Here is a 19696-nt window from a genome sequence, read left to right on the forward strand (position 1 = left end):
GATCCTACGACGCCGACTCTTGGCAGAAGGAGCCAAAGACTGCTGACAGCAGGTCTCGCATACTTGTGGGTAACAACCTCTAGCCCTCACCGACCGACGGCCCTACGGTGCTCGCATGGAGCCGAACCTGCCCGACGTCGTGCTGTGGTCGATACCGGCCTTCGTGCTGCTCACCGTGATCGAGATGGTCAGCTACCGCCTCCATCCGGACGAGGACGCGGCCGGATACGAGACCAAGGACGCCGCCACCAGCGTCACCATGGGGCTCGGCAGCCTGGGCTTCGACCTGCTGTGGAAGATCCCCATCCTGGCGATCTACATGGGGGTCTACGAGCTGACGCCGCTGCGGGTGCCCGTGGTGTGGTGGACCGTCCTGCTGATGCTCCTCGCGCAGGACTTCTTCTACTACTGGTCCCACCGCGGCCACCACGTGATCCGGATCCTGTGGGCCTGCCATGTGGTCCACCACTCCAGCGAGAAGTTCAACCTCACCACCGCGCTGCGCCAGCCCTGGACCTCCGCGACCGTCTGGCCCTTCTACCTGCCGCTGATCGCCTGCGGCGTGCACCCGGCGGCGCTCGCGTTCTGCCAGTCGGCCAACCTCGTCTACCAGTTCTGGGTGCACACCGAGCGGGTCGGCAAGCTCCCGCGCCCCTTCGAGTACGTCCTCAACACCCCCTCCCACCACCGAGTCCACCACGCCTCGCAGGGCGGCTACCTGGACCGCAACTACGGCGGCATCCTGATCATCTGGGACCGGATGTTCGGGTCCTTCGCGGCGGAGGTCGAGCGGCCCGTCTACGGGCTCACCAAGAACATCTCCACCCACAACCCGCTGCGCGTCGCCACCCACGAGTACGCGGCCATCGCCCGGGACGTCCGGGCCGCCGACACCTGGAGCGAGCGGGCCGGCCGGGTCTTCCGCGGCCCGGGCTGGCAGCCGGCGGCGAAGGCGGGAGCGCCTGCGCACGGTCCGACACCCGTGCCGGCCGCGGTATCCGTACCGGACCAGGCCTCCGCTCCGGAACGTGCCCTGTGACCGCCACCGCCGCCCGCCCCGGCTCCACCGGGGCCGGCGGGCGAGCCGAGCGCTTCGCCCGCCCCGTGCTCCTCGCTTTCCTCCTCGTCGCCGCGGCCGACCTGGCAGGGCTCCTCGCCGGGGCCGAGACCGTCCACCTGATCGCCAAGCCGCTGTTGATGCCGCTGCTCGCCGGGTACGCGGCCCTGCGCGGCGCACCCCGACTGCTCGTCGCGGCCCTGCTGTTCGGGTGGGGCGGCGATGTCTTCCTGCTCGCCGACAACGACCTGGCCTTCCTCGTCGGCATGGGGTCGTTCGCCGTCGGCCATGTCGGCTACCTGACACTGTTCGGGCGGGGGGAGGGGCGGAACCGAGGCGTTGGCCGCTCTCCGTCCGGTCTGGCCACCGGGGGCGGGTACGCCCTCGTCCTCGTCGTCTTCCTCGTGCTGATCTGGCCCGACCTCCCGGCGGACCTGCGGATCCCGCTCACCGGCTACAGCCTGCTGCTCACCGCCATGGCCTGGCGGGCGGGCGTGTTCGGACCGTACGCGGCGGTCGGCGGCGCGCTCTTCCTGCTCTCCGACGCCCTCATCGCCACCGGCATCGCCGAGTGGCCGCAGGCGCCCGCCCCCGACTTCTGGGTCATGCTCACCTACATCGCCGCACAGGCCCTGCTGACCCTCGGGGTGCTCGGGGTTCCCGCACAGCACAAGCCGGGGGCGTGAGCCGGGGAAGACCCGAGGGGCCCGGGAACACCCGGGCCCGGGGAAGACCCTAGGGGCCCGGGGAGAACGATCTCCCCGGGCCCCTCGGCCGTACCGCGACGTGCTGTTACCAGCGCACCGCGTCGAGCGCGTCCACCACGCCGGCTCCGTAGAAGCCGTTGTAGCTCTTGCCGCCCTCGCAGACCGCGTCGATGACGCCGTCACCGTTGATGTCGTACGGTTCGCCGCACGCCTTCGCGTCCGCCTCCAGCGTCAGCAGAGCCTTGACCGCGGCGGGCGAAGCGTAGGGGTGCTTGGACTTGATCAGCGCCACGACGCCCGCGACGTGCGGGGACGCCATCGACGTACCGGCCTTGTAGCCGAACTTGCCGCCGGGCAGCGTGGAGAGGATCAGCCCGTTGACGGCGGGCGGCTCGGGGGTCTGGTAGACCGTCGAGTCACCGCCCGGGGCCGCCACGTCGATGATGCCCTTGCCGTAGTTCGAGTACGAGGACTTCAGGCCCTTCGCACCCGTCGCGGAGACCGTCACGACGCCCGGCAGCATGGTCGGGATGTCCGGGCAGGCGCTCGGGTCGATCGTCCGGGTGACCGGCTCGGTGTCGTTCGGGCTGGTCGTGTCCTCGATCGCGTCGACCGCCAGGTCGTGGCGGGAGTTGCCCGCCGCCGCGACGTTGACCGTACCCCTGCGCTCCGCGTACTTCACGGCGCGGGTGAGCGCGTCTACCAGGGCGCCCTGGTCGGCGTCGTTCTTGCAGTTGAACAGCCACGGGTCGGTGTAGTAGCTGTTGTTGGTCACCTCGACACCGTGCTCGGCGGCCCAGAGGAACCCGCAGACGACGGCCTCGGTGTAGAAGAACCCGTCCGGGTTCGACACCTTGATGCCCGACACCTTCACGCCCGGGGCGACACCGGTGACGCCGGCGCCGTTCTTCGCGGCGGCGATGGTGCCCGCCACATGCGTGCCGTGGTCGCTCTCGCCCGCCGCCGGACGCCAGGAGCCGGCGGTGGTGTCCGGGGCGCCCGACACGCAGTTCGCCGAGGCGCGCTCGTCGAAGTTCGGGGCCAGGTCCGGGTGGGTGTCGTCGACGCCGGTGTCGATGACGGCGACCGTCACCTTCTTCGAGCCCAGCGACTTCTGGTGCGCCTTGTCCGCCTTGATCGCGGGCAGCGACCACTGGAGCGGCTCCAGCGGGTCCTCGCCGGCCTTCGCGTCCGCGGCGGCGGCCGCCGCCTGCTCGGCGGTGAGCGGCTCCGCTATCGAGCCGATGTCCTTCGTGGCCTGGGGCACGATCGGATTCGTGCGGGTGGCGCCCGCCGACTCCACGCCCCGTGCGCGGCGGATCGTTTCGCCGAAGGCCGGGTTCTGCGAGTGGACGACTATGACGCCGATCTGCTCATAGGCGATGAGGACGGTGCCGCCCGCCTTGGCGATCGCCTTCTGGACGTTCTTCACCGTGCCGTGGCCGCCCTTGACGTTGACCACGTAGGACAGCTTCGGCCCGTCGGTCCGCACGCTCGCGGCGGCCTGCTCGCCGGTGGGCGCCGCCGTGGCCGTCGCCGTCGGCAGGAAGCCGAGCGAGGCGGTCAGCGCGAGTCCGACGGGCACCGCGAGTGCGCGGGTCCGTCTGGTTGCCAGATGAGCCATGGGTTCTCCACATCATCCGTGCCGAACGACCGGACACCTGGCGTGTTCGGTCGCGTACATGACGAGTGAAGCTATCGCTGATCATCCCGGCGCATCAATGTTTACGGGCAAGTGAGTTCGAAGAGTGACCGATGCGGCCGAATGTGAACGGGTGACGCGCCGCCAACCGGCCGAACGCCGACGCCTCCGGGAAGGCGAACGAGAACGCGAAAGACGCGGTGAACCGCTTCGTCGCGCCTTCCGTGCCGTTGTCCAGGAGGTACATCACCGTCCCCGCCGGTAGAGAGGCCTCCCTTGACACCCAACGTCCCCCAGATCACCGCACCCGCGTCGCGAGGAGATTCCGTGGCTACCGATGCACCGCCGCCCCCCGAGGGCACATCGCCCACCGGGCCCGTCCAGCCCACCACCGAGGCGTTCGTCGCGGTGCAGTCGAGCCAGGAGTTCGCCGACCTGCGCCGCTCCTTCCGCTCCTTCGCCTTCCCCCTGACCATCGGCTTTGTGACCTGGTACCTGCTCTACGTCCTGCTCTGCAACTACGCGGGCGGATTCATGGCCACCAAGGTCGTCGGCAACATCAACATGGCGCTCGTCCTCGGACTCGCCCAGTTCGCCACCACCTTCCTCATCGCCTGGCTCTACTCCCGGCACGCCGCCGGCAAGCTCGACCCCAAGGCCGAGGCGATCAAGTCCCGTATGGAGGCCGACGCATGAGCGCCGCCCACGCCCTCTACCCCACCGTCCAGCTCGCCGCCACCGAGGGGGCGAGCGAGCACCGGCCGCTGATCATCACGCTGTTCGCCGCTTTCGTCGTCGCCACCCTCTTCATCACCGTGTGGGCGGGCCGCCAGACCAAGAGCGCCTCCGACTTCTACGCGGGCGGCCGCCAGTTCACCGGATTCCAGAACGGACTCGCGGTCTCCGGCGACTACATGTCCGCGGCGTCCTTCCTCGGCATCGCCGGCGCCATCGCCCTCTTCGGCTACGACGGCTTCCTGTACTCCATCGGCTTCCTCGTCGCCTGGCTCGTCGCCCTGCTCCTGGTCGCCGAACCGCTGCGCAACTCGGGCCGCTACACGATGGGCGACGTCCTCGCCTACCGGATGCGCCAGCGCCCCGTCCGTACCGCCGCCGGCACGTCCACGATCGTCGTCTCGATCTTCTACCTGCTGGCCCAGATGGCCGGTGCGGGCGTCCTCGTCTCGCTGCTGCTCGGCATCACCAGCGACGCCGGGAAGATCCTCATCGTCGCCCTGGTCGGCGTGCTCATGATCCTCTACGTCACCATCGGCGGCATGAAGGGCACCACCTGGGTGCAGATGGTCAAGGCGGTCCTGCTCATCGCCGGCACCCTGCTCATCACCTTCCTGATCCTGCTGAAGTTCAACTTCAACATCTCCGACCTGCTCGGCACCGCCGCCAGCAACAGCGGCAAGGGCGCGGCCTTCCTGGAGCCCGGCCTGAAGTACGGCGTCGACGGCGTCTCGAAGCTGGACTTCATCTCGCTCGGCGTCGCCCTGGTCCTCGGCACCGCCGGTCTGCCGCACATCCTGATCCGCTTCTACACCGTGCCCACCGCCAAGGCCGCCCGTAAGTCCGTGAACTGGGCGATCGGCATCATCGGCGCCTTCTACCTGATGACGATCGTGCTCGGCTTCGGCGCCGCCGCGATCCTCAAGCCCGGCGACATCATCGCCTCCAACAAGGCGGGCAACACCGCGGCGCCCCTTGCCGCACTGGAGATCGGCGGCGGCTCCGGATCCACCGGCGGCGCCATCCTCCTCGCGGTCATCTCCGCGGTCGCCTTCGCCACCATCCTGGCCGTCGTCGCCGGACTCACCCTCGCCTCCTCCTCGTCCTTCGCGCACGACATCTACGCCAACGTCATCCGCAAGGGACAGGCCACCGAGAAGGAGGAGGTACGCGCGGCGCGCTGGGCCACCGTCGCGATCGGCATCGTCTCCATCGCGCTCGGCGCACTCGCCCGCGACCTGAACGTCGCCGGACTCGTCGCCCTGGCCTTCGCGGTCGCGGCCTCCGCCAACCTGCCGACGATCCTCTACAGCCTCTTCTGGAAGCGCTTCACCACCCAGGGGGCCCTCTGGTCCATCTACGGAGGCCTCGCCTCCTCCGTCCTGCTGGTGCTGTTCTCGCCGGTCGTCTCCTCCAAGCCCAGCTCGATGTTCCCCGACGTCGACTTCGCCTGGTTCCCGCTGGAGAACCCCGGCCTGATCTCGATCCCGCTCGGCTTCCTCCTCGGCTGGATCGGCTCGCTGATCTCCAAGGAGAAGGCCGACTCCGACAAGTACGCCGAGCTGGAGGTCAAGTCCCTCACCGGCGTCGGAGCCCACTGAGCACACGGGAGCGGGCGCGCCCGTTCGGCCCATCACCCACCACCCGCGGCCGGGCCGCGTCGTAGAGTCCTACGACGCGGCCCGGCCGCACCTCGTGGCAAACGGGCCACGCCGTTGTCACACGTCTCACGTAGGCTCGGAAGTACGAGAAGCGAAGAAGACCGATCGCACCACCCGGGGGAGGGACCCACCGTGCTCATCGACACCTACGACCGGGTCGCCACCGACCTGCGCGTGTCACTCACCGACAAGTGCAATCTGCGCTGCACGTACTGCATGCCGGAAGAGGGTCTGCAGTGGCTCGGCAAGAGCGAGCTGCTCTCCGACGACGAGATCGTGCGCCTGATCCGTATCGCCGTCACCCGGCTCGGCATCACCGAGGTCCGCTTCACCGGCGGCGAGCCCCTGCTCCGCCCCGGCCTCGTCTCCATCGTCGAGCAGTGCGCCGCGCTCACCCCGCGCCCCCGCATGTCCCTCACGACCAACGGCATCGGACTCAAGCGGACCGCCACCGCCCTCAAGGCGGCCGGTCTCGACCGGGTCAACGTCTCGCTGGACACCCTGCGACCCGACGTCTTCAAGACCCTCACCCGCCGTGACCGCCACAAGGACGTACTGGACGGCCTGGAGGCCGCCCACGAGGCCGGGCTCACCCCGGTGAAGGTCAACTCCGTCCTGATGCCGGGGCTCAACGACGACGAGGCCCCCGAGCTGCTCGCCTGGGCCGTGGCCCACGGCTACGAGCTCCGCTTCATCGAGCAGATGCCGCTCGACGCCCAGCACGGCTGGAAGCGCGACGGCATGATCACCGCCGGCGACATCCTCGCCTCGCTGCGCACCCGCTTCACCCTCACCCCCGAGGGTGACGCGTCCCGTGGCTCCGCCCCCGCTGAACGCTGGACCGTCGACGGCGGCCCGCACCGGGTCGGCGTGATCGCCTCGGTCACCCGCCCGTTCTGCCGCGCCTGCGACCGCACCCGGCTCACCGCCGACGGCCAGGTCCGCACCTGCCTCTTCGCCCGCGAGGAGACGGATCTGCGCGGGGCGCTGCGCGGGGACGCGCCGGACGAGGAGATCGCCCAGCTCTGGCGGACGGCCATGTGGGGCAAGAAGGCGGGCTCCGGACTGGACGACCCGTCCTTCCTGCAGCCCGACCGCCCGATGTCGGCGATCGGCGGCTGACACGGAGCGACCGGCCGCCGACGCTCAGGCGTCCCGCGAGCCGGTGCTCAGGCGTCCCGGGCTCCCTCGCCCCCGGGACCGTGCTCCCAGTCCTTCAGTGCCACGACGTCCTTGAGGAAACCCCGCACATCGAGGAACGAGGACAGGTGCTCCCGGTGCTCGTCACAGGCCAGCCAGGTCTTGCGCCGCTCGGGCGTGTGCAGCTTCGGGTTGTTCCAGGCGAGCACCCACACGGCGGCGGCCCGGCAGCCCTTGGCGGAACAGAGCGGGGCACCGGTGGGACTCTCGGCGGACGTCTCGGGAAAAATCACAGGTCCCAGCCTAAAACAGGTGCCCCGGAGCCAAGTCAGGTGGATCGCAAGCCTTCTGACGCACCCCCGGCCGGAGAAAAGGCGACGCCGAGCAGCCACGGGGGGAGCTGCCCGGCGTCGGTCCGTCGCTCCGACGGGGGATGCGGAGCGCTTTCGCAGTATGTCACGGGGACCGGGGTGCGGTGCACCGGAACGTCATGATTGATCTGAGCTTTTCTTGAGCTTCGCGCAACGCCCGTGCTCAGTCGGCCTCATGTGGCGGCGGGACCCGGCCGGACGCTCCCCGCGCGTCCCCCGACTCCGTCGAACCTGCCACGGGGGCGGCCTCCAGGGCCGGGCGCATCGGCATCGGCACGAACGTCGTCGGCAGCGAAGTCGCGTTCTCCCGGCCCGCGTTGGCGATGACCACCGCCACGTACGGCAGCAGCACGCCCAGCACGAGCGCGACGATCGCCACATGCCGCTCCACGTTCCACAGCACCGCGGCCAGCACCACCGACACCGTGCGCACCGACATCGAGATCACATAACGCCGCTGCCGGCCGCGGACGTCCTCCGTCAGCCCCTGACGGGCGCCCGTGATCCGGATGACCTCCGAATCCGCGTTCTTCCGCAGCATGCTCCACCACCAGATGTCGTCGCCGGACGCTCACGGACCGGGCCGCATCCACGGTACGCCCGGCATCCGCCGGGCAGGCGACCGGGGCCCGCCCGACGGATGAGACCCGGGGTCCCCCGGACGGCCCAACCGGGCATGCGGCGCCCGGACGGCGGGCCAAGACTGGGCGGACGCGCACTCCGCGCCGTACGAGGAGGCGAAATGAGCTGGTTGTGGGCGATCATCGTGGGATTGGTGCTCGGTGTCATCGCCAGAGCGATCCTGCCGGGCAAGCAGGACATCCCGCTCTGGCTGACGGCCGTGTTCGGCATCCTCGGCAGCATCCTCGGCAACGCCGTGGCGGGCTGGATCGGTGTGGAGGACACCAAGGGCATCGACTGGATCCGCCATGTGCTCCAGCTGGCGGGCGCCGTGGCGGTCGTCGCCGTCGGCGACATGGCCTGGCAGAAGATCCGGGGCGGTCGCAGTCAGAGAACCTGACCGGTCACCGCTCCACCGAACGCCGCGGCCGGACACGCGAGGAAAGCGTGTCCGGCCGCGGCGTCGTGCCGACCGGGTCAGCCCGCCGGGCTGACCTCCACGGCCGCCAGGTTCTTCTTGCCGCGGCGCAGCACCAGCCAGCGCCCGTGCAGCAGTTCCCCGGCGTCCGGCGCGACCTCGCCGTCGACGACCTTCACGTTGTTCACGTAGGCGCCGCCCTCCTTGACCGTACGGCGGGCCCCCGACTTGCTCGGCGCGAGACCGACCTCCACCAGCAGGTCCACCAGCGGGCCCAGCTCGGCGACGGTGGCGTGCGGCACCTCGGACAGGGCGGCGCTCAGCGTCGCCTCGTCCAGCTCGGCCAGGTCGCCCTGCCCGAACAGCGCCTTCGACGCCGCGATCACGGCCGCGCACTGCTCGCCGCCGTGCACCAGCGTGGTCAGCTCCTCGGCCAGCGCCCGCTGCGCGTTGCGGGCCTGCGGCCGCTCCTCGGTCAGCCTCTCCAGCTCCTCCAGCTCCTCGCGGCTCCTGAAGCTGAGGATGCGCAGGTAGCGGGAGACGTCCCGGTCGTCCACGTTCAGCCAGAACTGGTAGAACGCGTACGGCGTCGTCATCTCCGGGTCGAGCCAGACCGCGCCGCTCTCCGACTTGCCGAACTTCGTCCCGTCCGCCTTCGTCATCAGCGGCGTCGCCAGCGCGTGCACGACCGCGCCCGGCTCCAGCCGGTGGATCAGATCGATGCCCGCGGTGAGGTTGCCCCACTGGTCGCTGCCGCCCTGCTGAAGGGTGCAGCCGTGCCGGCGGTACAGCTCCAGGAAGTCCATGCCCTGGAGCAGCTGGTAGCTGAACTCGGTGTAGCTGATGCCCTCCTGCGACTCCAGCCGCCGGGCGACCGAGTCCTTGGTGAGCATCTTGTTGACCCGGAAGTGCTTGCCGATGTCCCGCAGGAACTCGATCGCGGACATGCCCGCGGTCCAGTCCAGGTTGTTGACCATCGTCGCCGCGTTCGGGCCCTCGAAGGTGAGGAAGGGCTCGATCTGGCCCCGCAGCCGCTGCACCCAGGCGGCGATGGTCTCCGGGTCGTTCAGCGTGCGCTCGGCGGTGGGCCGCGGGTCACCGATCTGGCCCGTGGCCCCACCGACCAGCGCCAGCGGCTTCAGCCCGGCCTGCTGGAGCCGCCGCATGGTGAGCACCTGGACGAGGTGTCCCACGTGGAGGCTGGCCGCGGTCGGGTCGAAGCCGCAATAGAAGGTGACGGGACCGTCCGCGAGAGCCTTGCGCAATGCGTCCTCGTCAGTGGACTGGGCGAACAGCCCGCGCCACTTCAGCTCGTCGACGATGTCCGTCACGGTTCCGGTGCTCCTTATGACTGGTAGAGATGTACGTGATCCCTGGTAGAGATGTACGTGTCAGTCTAGGCGGGTCACACCCCCAGGCTGACCGAGCTCATGTTGAAGTCCGGGATGCGCAGCGCCGGCATCGCCGCCCGGGTGAACCAGTCGCCCCACTCGCGCGGCAGCGTCTTCTCCGTACGGCCCGCCTCCGAGGCCCGCGACAGCAGGTCCACCGGCGACTCGTTGAACCGGAAGTTGTTCACCTCACCGACCACCTCGCCGTCCTCGACCAGATAGACGCCGTCCCGGGTCAGCCCGGTCAGCAGCAGCGTCGCCGGGTCCACCTCGCGGATGTACCAGAGGCAGGTCAGCAGCAACGCCCGCCCGGTCGTCGCGGCGACCATCTCCTCCAGCGACTTCTCGCCGCCGCCCTCCAGGAGCAGGTTGTCGATGCCCGGGGCGACCGGGAGGCCGGTCAGGCCCGCCGAGTGCCGGGTCGTCGTCAGCCGCTCCAGCTTCCCGTCCCTGACCCAGTCCGTCGGGGCCAGCGGCAGCCCGTTGTCGAAGACGGAACCGCTGTCGCCGGAGGAGTGGGCGATCACGAACGGCGCCGACTCCAGACCCGGGGCGTGCGGGTCGCTGCGCAGGGTCAGCGGGAGCGGCGTGAGCTGCTCGCCCAGCCGGGTCCCGCCGCCCGGCGTCGAGAACACCGTCCGGCCCTCCACCGCGTCCCGCGCGGTCGACGACCAGAGCTGGTAGATCAGCAGGTCAGCCACCGCGGTCGGCGGCAGCAGCGTCTCGTACCGGCCGGCCGGCAGCTCGATGCGCCGCTCCGCCCAGCCCAGCCGCTGGGACAGCTCCGCGTCCATCGCCGCCGGGTCGACGTCCTTGAAGTCCCGGGTCGCCCGGCCCGCCCACGCGGAGCGCGTCCGGTCCGGGGACTTCGCGTTCAGCTCCAGCGTCCCGTTCGGCTGGTCGTGGCGCAGCCGCAGCCCCGTCGACGTCCCCACGTAGGTGGAGGTCAGCTCGTGGTTGGCGAAGCCGTACAGCTCACGGCCCCCGGAACGGGCGCGCGCGAAGGCGTCGCCGAGCGCCGGGGCGAAGTCCGCGAAGACCTCCGAGCCGGTCTCGGCGGGCGCGTCCGTGAAGTCAGGGGATGCGGGCACCCCGCTCACCAGCGGCTGCGCGTCCTCCGCCGGACCCGCGCCCCGGGCGGCGGCCTCGGCGGCGCGCACCAGCGGCTCCAGGTCGTCGGTGGTCACGGCGGACCGGGAGACGACACCGGAGGCGGTCCCCTCGGCCCCGTCCACGGTCGCGACGACGGTCAGGGTCCGCCCCCGGGTCACCCCGTTCGTGGTGAGCGCGTTGCCCGCCCAGCGCAGATTGGCGGAGGACTGCTCGTCGGCGATGACCACCAGACCGTCCGTGGTGGACAGCTCCAGAGCCCGCTCGACGATCTCGTACGGCTTGCTGACGCGGCTCATCGCCCGGCCTCCTGCGTCGTGTTGAGGATGTTGACGCCCCGGAAGAGGGCGGAGGGGCAGCCGTGCGAGACCGCCGCGACCTGGCCCGGCTGGGCCTTGCCGCAGTTGAACGCGCCGCCGAGTACGTACGTCTGCGGGCCGCCGACCTTCTCCATCGAGCCCCAGAAGTCCGTGGTCGTCGCCTGGTACGCCACATCGCGCAGCTGTCCGGCGAGCCGGCCGTTCTCGATGCGGAAGAACCGCTGCCCGGTGAACTGGAAGTTGTAGCGCTGCATGTCGATGGACCACGACCGGTCGCCGACCACGTAGATCCCGCGCTCGACCCCGCCGATCAGGTCCTCCGTGGAGAGCCCGCCCGGATCCGGCCGCAACGACACGTTCGCCATGCGCTGGACGGGGACATGGCCCGGCGAGTCCGCGAACGCGCAGCCGTTGGAGCGGCCGAGCCCGGTGAGCTTCGCGATCCGGCGGTCCAGCTGGTAGCCGACGAGCGTGCCGTCCTTCACCAGGTCCCACGACTGCGCCTCGACGCCCTCGTCGTCGTACCCGATCGTCGCGAGCCCGTGCTCGGCCGTGCGGTCGCCGGTCACGTTCATCACGGGGGAGCCGTACGCCAGCTTGCCGAGCTGGTCGAAGGTGGCGAACGAGGTCCCCGCGTACGCCGCCTCGTACCCGAGCGCCCGGTCCAGCTCCGTGGCGTGGCCGATCGACTCGTGGATCGTCAGCCACAGGTTCGACGGGTCGACGACCAGGTCGTACGCCCCCGCCTCGACGCTCGGCGCCCGCATCTTCTCCGCCAGCAGCCCGGGGATATGCTCCAGCTCGGCGTCCCAGTCCCAGCCGGTGCCGGTCAGATACTCCCAGCCCCGGCCCACCGGCGGCGCGATGGTGCGCATCGAGTCGAACTCGCCGGTCGTGCCGTCCACCGCGACGGCGGTGAACTGCGGGTGGATCCGCACCCGCTGCTGCGTGGTGACGGTGCCCGCCGTGTCCGCGTAGAACTTGTTCTCGTGCACGGCCATCAGAGACGCGTCCACATGCGCGACGCCCTCCGCGCCCAGCAGCCGCCCGCTCCACTCGGCGAGCAGCGCCGCCTTCTCCTCGTCCGGTACGGAGAAGGGGTCGACGTCGTACGCCGAGACCCAGGTCCGCTCACCGTGCGACGGCTCGTCCGCCAGCTCCACCAGCTCGTCCGAGCCGGCCGCCGCGATCACCTTCGCCGACAGCTTCGCCATCGCCACCGCCTGCGAGGCCACCTTCGCGGCCGCGTCCATCGTCAGATCGACCCCGGACGCGAACCCCCAGGCCCCGCCGTGCACCACGCGCACCGCGTACCCGAGGTCCGTGCTGTCGGACGCCCCGGCGGGCCGCGCGTCCCGCAGCCGCCAGGTGGCGCTGCGGACCCGCTCCAGCCGGAAGTCGGCGTGCGTCGCGCCGAGGGCCCGCGCTCGGGCGAGCGCCGCGTCGGCCAGCGCGCGCGACGGCAGGGCCAGGAATGACTGATCTACCTCGTGGGGCACAGGGAGTTCCCTTCTCGATACACCTCGGCAGTGAACCACGCCGGAGGGTGACCGCACCGGGGGATATCGCGGACGCGTGGGCCGGCCACGCATCGGGCGCGGACTGTAGGAACCCCACAGCACCCCGGACAAGCCACTGTCAGGGCCCGATTCCCCGATCGGAGCACGGTACCGATAGGTTTTCGACGTACCCGACCGCCCGGGAACACGCACCAGACCGCCAAGGAAAGGGTGATCCGTTGAGCCGCTCGGTTCTCGTCACCGGAGGAAACCGGGGCATCGGCCTCGCCATCGCCCGCGCCTTCGCCGACAACGGCGACCAGGTCGCGATCACCTACCGCTCCGGCGAGCCCCCTCAGGCCCTCACCGAAGCCGGTGTCCTCGCGGTCCGCTGCGACATCACCGACGCCGAACAGGTGGAGCAGGCCTACAAGGAGATCGAGGACAAGCACGGTCCCGTGGAGGTGCTCGTCGCCAACGCGGGCATCACCAAGGACCAGTTGCTGATGCGGATGTCGGAGGAGGACTTCACCTCCGTCCTCGACACCAACCTCACCGGCACCTTCCGGGTCGTCAAGCGTGCCAACCGCGGCATGCTGCGCGCCAAGAAGGGCCGCGTCGTCCTGATCTCCTCCGTCGTCGGCCTCCTCGGCTCGGCCGGTCAGGCCAACTACGCCGCCTCCAAGGCCGGGCTGGTCGGCTTCGCCCGGTCGCTGGCCCGTGAACTCGGTTCGCGGAACATCACCTTCAACGTCGTCGCCCCCGGTTTCGTCGACACCGACATGACCCAGGTGCTCACCGAGGAGCAGCGCAAGGGCATCGTGGCCCAGGTGCCGCTCGGCCGCTACGCGCGGCCCGAGGAGATCGCCGCCGCCGTGCGGTTCCTCGCCTCCGACGACGCGTCGTACATCACTGGAGCCGTCATTCCCGTTGACGGCGGATTGGGCATGGGTCACTGATCACCATGAGCGGAATTCTCGACGGCAAGCGCATCCTCATCACCGGGGTGCTGATGGAGTCGTCCATCGCGTTCCACGCCGCGAAGGTGGCCCAGGAGCAGGGCGCCGAGGTCATCCTGACGGCCTTCCCGCGTCCCACCCTGACCGAGCGCATCGCCAAGAAGCTGCCGAAGCCGGCCAAGGTCATCGAGCTGGACGTGACCAACCAGGAGCACCTGGACCGGCTGGCGGGCCTGGTCCGCGAGGAGCTCGGTTCGCTCGACGGCGTCGTCCACTCCATCGGCTTCGCGCCGCAGGACGCGCTCGGCGGCAACTTCCTCAGCACCCCGTTCGAGTCCGTCGCCACCGCGATGCACGTCTCGGCGTTCTCGCTGAAGTCGCTGGCCATGGCCTGCAAGCCGCTGATGAGCGAGGGCGGCTCGATCGTCGGCCTCACCTTCGACGCCCAGTACGCCTGGCCGCAGTACGACTGGATGGGCCCGGCCAAGGCCGCGCTGGAGGCCACCTCCCGCTACCTCGCCCGTGACCTGGGCAAGGACGGGCTGCGCTGCAACCTGATCTCCGCCGGACCGCTGCGCTCCATGGCCGCCAAGTCCATCCCGGGCTTCGAGGAGCTGGCCGACGTCTGGAACACCCGCGCCCCGCTGGCCTGGGACATGAACGACCCGGAGCCGGCCGGCCGCAGCATCGTCGCCCTGCTCTCCGACTTCTTCCCGCGCACCACGGGCGAGATCATCCACGTCGACAGCGGCGTGCACATGATGGGCGCCTGACCGCGCACTGCGTCAGCTGAACGGCCCCCGGCCGCGTCACCCCTCCCGCACACGGAGGCGGTGGCGCGACCGGGGGCCGTCGCCGTGCGTGGTCGCTCCGGTCGAAAAACCGGCCGACCCACCACAGAATAAGGAGGAACCGGACTTCTGGTCAGGCTGCGGGAGGGAGACTGCTGTGCGCCCCACGCGTCGACGAACCCGTCTCCTCCTGGCCGTACCGGTGGCCGTCGCCGCCCTCGCCGTACCCCTGGGCGTCCACGCCGCCAGGGGAGCCGACTCCGGTACGGGAACGGCGCCCCCGAAGCCCGAACCGGCCGGCTCGGAGTGCCGTACGACCGTCGAGGGCTCCCGGGTCGTCGCGTACTGCCACAACCCGTACCCCTCCGTCGACCTGGTCCGGCTGCACACCGAGTGCGACCGGTGGTGGGACGTCGACGCGGACGGCGAGGTGGTCGCGGTGGAGCCCGGCCGGACCGTACGGCTGGAGGACCGCTGCTGGAAAGAGGTCACCACCGCCTGGGTCAGCCACCGCCCCGCCCCGTTGTGAGCGAGACCCCGAGCCGCGCCGGGTGCTACACCCGGTCCGTCAGGCAGTGCAGCGCGTGGCTCGCCGCCTCGGCGGCCGCCGTCTCCGCGTCCCCGGCCCGGATCGCCTCGACCAGCCGGCCGTGGTCCATGTGGTTCTCCGGTCGCAGCTCGGGGCCCACGTCGCCGCGCAGATAGTCGCGCAGCAGATCCCCGAGGTCGGCGTAGAGCCCGGTCAGGACGTCGTTGTGCGAGGCGGCGACGACCGCCAGGTGCAGCGTCGCGTCCGCCGCCACGAACGCCTCCGCGTCACCCGACTCCCAGGCCCCCTCCCGGCGCGCCATCAACGCGTCCAGCTGCCGCAGATCCCGGTCCGTGCGCCGGACCGCCGCCAGCCGGGCCGCCGACGACTCCAGCGTCGAGCGCAGCTCCGCGACATGCCGGGGGTCGGCCGCCGCGAACCTGCGGTGCATCACCCCGGCCAGCTCGCTCGTGGCGATCACATACGTGCCGGAGCCCTGCCGGATGTCCAGCAGCCCGTTGTGCGCGAGCGCCCGCACGGCCTCTCGGACGGTGTTACGGGCCACGCCCAGCTGCTCGACCAGCTCGGGCTCGGTCGGAATCCGCGAGCCGACCGGCCACTCGCCCGAGGTGATCTGGTTCCGCAACTGGGCGATCACCTGGTCGGAGAGTGCCGAACGCCGAGGAGACGTCAGCGCCATGGTGCTCCTTGCTCGTGAGCTTGAGGTCCGGGCCGGATTCTCTCCCGCATTCTCTCAACGCGTGCGGGGGATGCCGGGCTATGGCCGGATTGGACAATCAATCATCCCATGATTCTATGATGGCTCCATGCCGGACGACGAGACGCAGACCCCGACCCTGAACCGCGAGGCCATCGCGCGCACGCCCCACGACAGCCGGGCCGGGGCGCTCCCCGGAGCCGCCGAGGGGCCCTCGCCGTGGCTGCTGCGCCTCATCGCCGTGGGGCTCGTCCTGGCCGCGCTCAACCTCCGCCCCGCCATCACCAGCCTCGGCGCCCTCCTCGAAGAGGTCCGCGAAGGGCTGCACATGAGCGGCAGCGTGGCCGGCGTCCTCACCTCCGTACCGCCCCTGTGCTTCGCCGTCTTCGGCGTCATGGCGCCGCGCCTCGCCCGCCGCTTCGGCGCGGGCGCCGTCGTCTGCGCGGGCATGGCCGCGATCGCCGTGGGCCTGGTCGTCCGCCCGTACATCGGCTCCACCGCCGGGTTCCTGGCCGCCAGCGCCCTGGCCCTGATGGGCATCGCCGTCAGCAACATCCTGATGCCGGTGATCGTCAAGCGCTGGTTCCCCGACCGCGTCGGCACCATGACCGGCCTCTACTCCATGGCCCTGGCCCTCGGCACCGCCCTGGCCGCCGCCCTCACCGTCCCCGTCACCGGGGCGCTGGGCGGCAGCTGGCAGACGGGCCTGGTCGTCTGGGCCGTGCTCGCCGCCGTCGCCGTACTGCCCTGGATCGTGCTCGTGCGCGACCGCACCCCGGCCCCCGGGCAGCCGGCGCCGGTCGCCGCGAACGCCACCGAGGCGCCGGCCCTGAAGATCACCCGCAGCCGGACCGCCTGGGGCCTCGCCTGCTTCTTCGGGCTCCAGGCCACCGCCGCGTACATCACCATGGGCTGGATGCCGCAGATCTTCCGCGACGCCGGGGTCTCCGCCGGCACGGCCGGACTCCTGCTCGCGGTCACCATGGCGATGGGCGTCCCGCTGGCCTTCGTCATCCCCCGGGTCGCCTCCCGGCTCAAGAACCAGGGCCCCATCGTCGTCGTCCTCGGTCTGTGCGGCCTGATCGGCTACAGCGGCCTCTACCTCGCGCCCGCCGCCGGAGCCTGGGCCTGGGCCCTGCTCCTCGGGGTCGCCAACTGCGCCTTCCCGCTCGCCCTCACCATGATCGGCATGCGGGCGCGGTCCGGCGCGGGTGTGGTCCGGCTCTCCGCCTTCGCCCAGTCCACCGGCTACCTGCTCTCGATCCCCGGCCCGCTGCTGGTCGGCGTGCTCTACCAGCACAGCGGCGGCTGGGGGCTGCCGATCGCCCTGATGGCGGGCCTCATGATTCCCCAGATGGTGGCCGGGATCCTCGCCGGCCGGGACCGGACGATCGAGGACGAGTGCTGAGATGCGACACTGGCCTCATGCCAGTGCTCGATCCGAATCCCCAGAACGGCCAGAAGAAGCTTCTCCTCGTGTTCGGCGCGATGCTTCTCGTCACCGTCGTCATCGGTGTCATCGCCACGATCGCCTCGCCCTGACGCCCCCGAACCCCCGAGGGTGGGGCTAGCCCCACCTTCCCCTAGGGGGCCAGGGTCAGGGTGAAGTGGGTGGATCACCGGATGGGACCGGCCGTCCCCGTTCCGTAGGTTCTTCGGTAACGACCCGATGACTTGACGGAGGCGCACATGCCGGCACCGACGCACACCAGGTCCCACCGACCGGCCGCCGACGGTGTCGAGATCCGGCTGCCCTGGTGGGCGGTCGCCCTGCCCGCCGTCGTCTTCGCCGCGCTGCTGCTGATGATCCTCAGCCCCGGACAGGCCCAGGCCGCCACCGCCGACCCCGCGCTCGGACAGCTGATCGAGCGCACCTACCAGCTGCTGTTCCGCTGAGCCGGAGCCGCCCCGGACCAGCGCGTGAACTGTCCGGACGAGCCCGTCAACACCCTGCGCCGTAGGGCGCGTTTCATGCGAAGCTGAGATGTATGAGCGTCGAGACACCTCGCAGGATCGTCCTTCTCCGGCATGCCAAGGCGGAATGGTCACAGGCTTCCGACCATGAGCGCCCGCTGGCCGAGCGCGGCCGAAAGGACGCGCCCGTCGCCGGCCGCAGGCTCGCCGATTCCGGCATCGACTTCGATCTGGCCCTCTGCTCCAGTGCCGCCAGGACACGGGAGACCTGGAAGCTGGCGGTCCATGAATTCTCCCAGCGCCCCCGGACCGTCTATGAGGAGAGGCTGTACGAGGCCTCCCTCGGCGACCTGATCGCCCTGTTCAACGAGACCCCCGACGACGTGCGCAACCTCCTGGTCATCGGCCACAACCCCGGAATGCACGGGGCCGCCGACGCCCTTTCCGGCTCGGCAGAGGGCGACACCCTGGCCCGGATGACCCGGGACGGTTTCCCCACCGCCGCCTACGCCGTGGTGGAGTTCCCCGGCTCCTGGAAGAGCGTGGAGCACGGGGCGGGCAGACTCACGGAGTACTGGACCCCGAACGACTGATCACGCGCAGAACCACTGAGCACGCGCACAGGGCCCCGGCACCACTGCGGTGCCGGGGCCCTGTGCGCGCGCTCGGACGGGTTCAGTCGACGAGCCCGTCCGCCGCCTCGACCTCTTCCCGGGTGATGCCGAGCAGATAGAGCACGGTGTCCAGGAACGGCACGTTCACCGCGGTGTGCGCCGCCTCGCGGACCAGCGGCTTGGCGTTGAACGCGACGCCGAGCCCGGCGGTGTTCAGCATGTCGAGATCGTTCGCCCCGTCCCCGATCGCCACCGTCTGGTCCAGTGGTACGCCCGCCTGCTCGGCGAAGCTGCGCAGCAGCCGGGCCTTGCCCGCCCGGTCCACCACCTCGCCGACGACCCGGCCGGTGAGCTTGCCGTCCACCACTTCCAGGGTGTTGGCCGAGGCGAAGTCCAGGCCGAGCCGCTCCTTCAGGTCGTCCGTGACCTGGGTGAAACCGCCGGAGACGACGCCGACCTGGTAGCCGAGCCGCTTCAGCGTACGGATCAGGGTGCGGGCGCCGGGGGTGAGCCGTACCTCGGTGCGGACCTTGTCCACCACCGACGCGTCCAGCCCGGCCAGCAGCGCGACCCGGGCGTGCAGCGACTGCTCGAAGTCCAGCTCGCCACGCATCGCCTGCTCGGTCACCTCGGCGACCTTGTCCTCGCAGCCCGCGTGCGCGGCGAAGAGCTCGATCACCTCGTCCTGGATCAGCGTGGAGTCGACGTCCATGACCACCAGCCGCTGGGCCCGCCGGCTCAGCCCGGCCGAGACCACCGCGACATCCACGCCGATCTCGGCGGCCTCGGTCGCGAGCGCGGTCCGCAGCTCCGCGGTCCCGGTCCCCGACACCGCGAACTCGACGGCGGTGACCGGGTACTTCGCCAGCCGGAAGATACGGTCGATGTTCCCGCCGGTCGAGGTGATGGTGGCCGCTATGGCGGCGGTCGACTCGGCGGTGAGCGGGTGCCCCAGCACCATCACATGGGAACGGCCGTCACCGCGGGGCCGGTTGTCACCGATGCCGGAGATGATCTCGGCCTGCAGCTTCAGGGAGTCGGCCCAGCTGTGCACGGTCGCCCGCAGGTCACCCTCGGTCGTCCCGCCCGCCGTGGGCGCGGTGACCAGGGCGCACAGCACGATGCGGCCACGGGTGACGACCTGCTCGATGTCCACGACGTCGACCGCGTACGCGGCGAGGGTGTCGAAGAGCCCGGCGGTGATACCGGGACGGTCCTTGCCGAAGATCTTGACCAGCAGCGTGGGTGCGTCGCTGCCCGGAGGGGGCCCGTCGCCGGTCCCGCCGACCCGACGGGGCCCGAGGGGCTCAAGGGACTCAGAGGGCTCAGAAGAGGAGGGGTGCTCAGGTGGCTGAGATGCGCTCATGGTGCTTCCACCGTATCGGTCCCGCCCTCTCCTCCGGCCGCCCGTCCCGAGTACCGGACGGAATCCCACCGGTACCGCCGACGACGCGTCCGGATCTGGCCGGTACGCGTCTTGCGCCCGGCCGCGTCGGCTG

21 protein-coding genes are annotated in these 19696 nt (G+C 70.8%); 13 read left to right on the top strand and 8 right to left on the bottom strand.

The genetic code is table 11. From position 1 onward, the window contains the following. The first annotated feature begins 115 nt into the window (after window positions 1-115). Entirely contained in the window at window positions 116-1039 is a 924-nt protein-coding gene (locus tag IE140_RS10075) for a sterol desaturase family protein (protein ID WP_150193810.1), read from the top strand. Next, complete coding sequence (locus IE140_RS10080; RefSeq protein ID WP_150193811.1) at window positions 1036-1743, top strand: lysoplasmalogenase; 708 nt, start codon at window positions 1036-1038, stop codon at window positions 1741-1743. The genes IE140_RS10075 and IE140_RS10080 overlap by 4 nt, the downstream gene beginning before the upstream one ends. Window positions 1744-1849: 106 nt before the next feature. Here IE140_RS10080 and IE140_RS10085 read toward each other — a convergent pair whose 3' ends face one another. Continuing rightward, window positions 1850-3388, bottom strand: a complete 1539-nt coding sequence (locus tag IE140_RS10085; protein ID WP_150193812.1) for a S8 family peptidase — start codon at window positions 3386-3388, stop codon at window positions 1850-1852. A 345-nt stretch (window positions 3389-3733) separates the two neighbouring features. Between IE140_RS10085 and IE140_RS10090 the strand changes: the two genes are divergently transcribed. From IE140_RS10090 to moaA, 3 genes are all read left to right on the top strand, one after another. Continuing rightward, the gene (locus tag IE140_RS10090; RefSeq protein ID WP_032761361.1) at window positions 3734-4102 is read left to right on the top strand and encodes a DUF485 domain-containing protein; all 369 of its coding nucleotides are present in this window, start codon (window positions 3734-3736) and stop codon (window positions 4100-4102) included. Then, window positions 4099-5742 (top strand): monocarboxylic acid transporter, encoded by a 1644-nt coding sequence (locus IE140_RS10095; RefSeq protein ID WP_093444435.1) that lies wholly within the window; start codon window positions 4099-4101, stop codon window positions 5740-5742. Before IE140_RS10090 ends, IE140_RS10095 begins: the two co-directional genes overlap by 4 nt. Before the next feature lie 192 nt (window positions 5743-5934). Beyond that, window positions 5935-6924 carry a GTP 3',8-cyclase MoaA gene (gene moaA, locus IE140_RS10100; protein WP_032761358.1) on the top strand — a complete coding sequence of 330 codons (990 nt, stop codon included), beginning with the start codon at window positions 5935-5937 and terminating at the stop codon, window positions 6922-6924. 47 nt (window positions 6925-6971) lie between these two features. Here moaA and IE140_RS10105 read toward each other — a convergent pair whose 3' ends face one another. Both IE140_RS10105 and IE140_RS10110 read right to left on the bottom strand, forming a co-directional pair. Continuing rightward, window positions 6972-7235 carry a hypothetical protein gene (locus IE140_RS10105; protein WP_150193813.1) on the bottom strand — a complete coding sequence of 88 codons (264 nt, stop codon included), beginning with the start codon at window positions 7233-7235 and terminating at the stop codon, window positions 6972-6974. 241 nt (window positions 7236-7476) lie between these two features. Next, entirely contained in the window at window positions 7477-7854 is a 378-nt protein-coding gene (locus tag IE140_RS10110; protein ID WP_032761356.1) for a DUF3099 domain-containing protein, read from the bottom strand. Window positions 7855-8055: 201 nt separating this feature from the next. Between IE140_RS10110 and IE140_RS10115 the strand changes: the two genes are divergently transcribed. Next, window positions 8056-8334 (top strand): GlsB/YeaQ/YmgE family stress response membrane protein, encoded by a 279-nt coding sequence (locus IE140_RS10115; RefSeq protein ID WP_006123578.1) that lies wholly within the window; start codon window positions 8056-8058, stop codon window positions 8332-8334. A gap of 77 nt (window positions 8335-8411) precedes the next feature. Here the strand turns inward: IE140_RS10115 and tyrS are convergent, their stop codons facing one another. From tyrS to IE140_RS10130, 3 genes are all read right to left on the bottom strand, one after another. Continuing rightward, window positions 8412-9683 (bottom strand): tyrosine--tRNA ligase, encoded by a 1272-nt coding sequence (tyrS, locus tag IE140_RS10120; protein ID WP_032761354.1) that lies wholly within the window; start codon window positions 9681-9683, stop codon window positions 8412-8414. A gap of 74 nt (window positions 9684-9757) precedes the next feature. Continuing rightward, window positions 9758-11152, bottom strand: coding sequence for a metallopeptidase TldD-related protein (locus IE140_RS10125; RefSeq protein WP_093444432.1), 1395 nt, complete (start codon window positions 11150-11152; stop codon window positions 9758-9760). Then, window positions 11149-12672 (bottom strand): TldD/PmbA family protein, encoded by a 1524-nt coding sequence (locus IE140_RS10130; RefSeq protein ID WP_150193814.1) that lies wholly within the window; start codon window positions 12670-12672, stop codon window positions 11149-11151. The genes IE140_RS10125 and IE140_RS10130 overlap by 4 nt, the downstream gene beginning before the upstream one ends. Before the next feature lie 239 nt (window positions 12673-12911). On the opposite strand from IE140_RS10130, the gene fabG reads away from it, so the two are divergent. The 3 genes from fabG to IE140_RS10145 all read left to right on the top strand — a co-directional run bounded on the left by fabG (window position 12912) and on the right by IE140_RS10145 (window position 14951). Then, entirely contained in the window at window positions 12912-13631 is a 720-nt protein-coding gene (fabG, locus tag IE140_RS10135; RefSeq protein WP_030813927.1) for a 3-oxoacyl-[acyl-carrier-protein] reductase, read from the top strand. Between the two features lie 5 nt (window positions 13632-13636). Then, the gene (gene fabI / locus IE140_RS10140; protein ID WP_093444429.1) at window positions 13637-14404 is read left to right on the top strand and encodes an enoyl-ACP reductase FabI; all 768 of its coding nucleotides are present in this window, start codon (window positions 13637-13639) and stop codon (window positions 14402-14404) included. Window positions 14405-14579: 175 nt separating this feature from the next. Then, complete coding sequence (locus IE140_RS10145; protein WP_093444428.1) at window positions 14580-14951, top strand: hypothetical protein; 372 nt, start codon at window positions 14580-14582, stop codon at window positions 14949-14951. A gap of 25 nt (window positions 14952-14976) precedes the next feature. On the opposite strand, the gene IE140_RS10150 is transcribed toward IE140_RS10145, so the two are convergent. Then, window positions 14977-15651: a FadR/GntR family transcriptional regulator gene (locus IE140_RS10150; protein ID WP_150193815.1), complete on the bottom strand. Its 675-nt coding sequence runs from the start codon at window positions 15649-15651 to the stop codon at window positions 14977-14979. A 127-nt stretch (window positions 15652-15778) separates the two neighbouring features. On the opposite strand from IE140_RS10150, the gene IE140_RS10155 reads away from it, so the two are divergent. The 4 genes from IE140_RS10155 to IE140_RS10165 all read left to right on the top strand — a co-directional run bounded on the left by IE140_RS10155 (window position 15779) and on the right by IE140_RS10165 (window position 18176). After that, window positions 15779-17077 carry a CynX/NimT family MFS transporter gene (locus IE140_RS10155; RefSeq protein ID WP_150193816.1) on the top strand — a complete coding sequence of 433 codons (1299 nt, stop codon included), beginning with the start codon at window positions 15779-15781 and terminating at the stop codon, window positions 17075-17077. Window positions 17078-17094: 17 nt separating this feature from the next. Next, on the top strand, window positions 17095-17211 hold the full coding sequence (locus tag IE140_RS36385) for an SGM_5486 family transporter-associated protein (RefSeq protein ID WP_006123569.1): 117 nt from the start codon (window positions 17095-17097) through the stop codon (window positions 17209-17211). 147 nt (window positions 17212-17358) lie between these two features. Next, window positions 17359-17565 (top strand): hypothetical protein, encoded by a 207-nt coding sequence (locus tag IE140_RS10160; protein WP_010070308.1) that lies wholly within the window; start codon window positions 17359-17361, stop codon window positions 17563-17565. Between the two features lie 92 nt (window positions 17566-17657). Next, entirely contained in the window at window positions 17658-18176 is a 519-nt protein-coding gene (locus IE140_RS10165) for a SixA phosphatase family protein (RefSeq protein WP_109178081.1), read from the top strand. A gap of 82 nt (window positions 18177-18258) precedes the next feature. Here the strand turns inward: IE140_RS10165 and serB are convergent, their stop codons facing one another. Further along, on the bottom strand, window positions 18259-19563 hold the full coding sequence (gene serB / locus IE140_RS10170) for a phosphoserine phosphatase SerB (RefSeq protein WP_150193817.1): 1305 nt from the start codon (window positions 19561-19563) through the stop codon (window positions 18259-18261). Between the last annotated feature and the right edge of the window lie 133 nt (window positions 19564-19696).

Source organism: Streptomyces parvus, assembly GCF_014648875.1.
Classification (GTDB): Bacteria; Actinomycetota; Actinomycetes; order Streptomycetales; family Streptomycetaceae; genus Streptomyces; species Streptomyces parvus.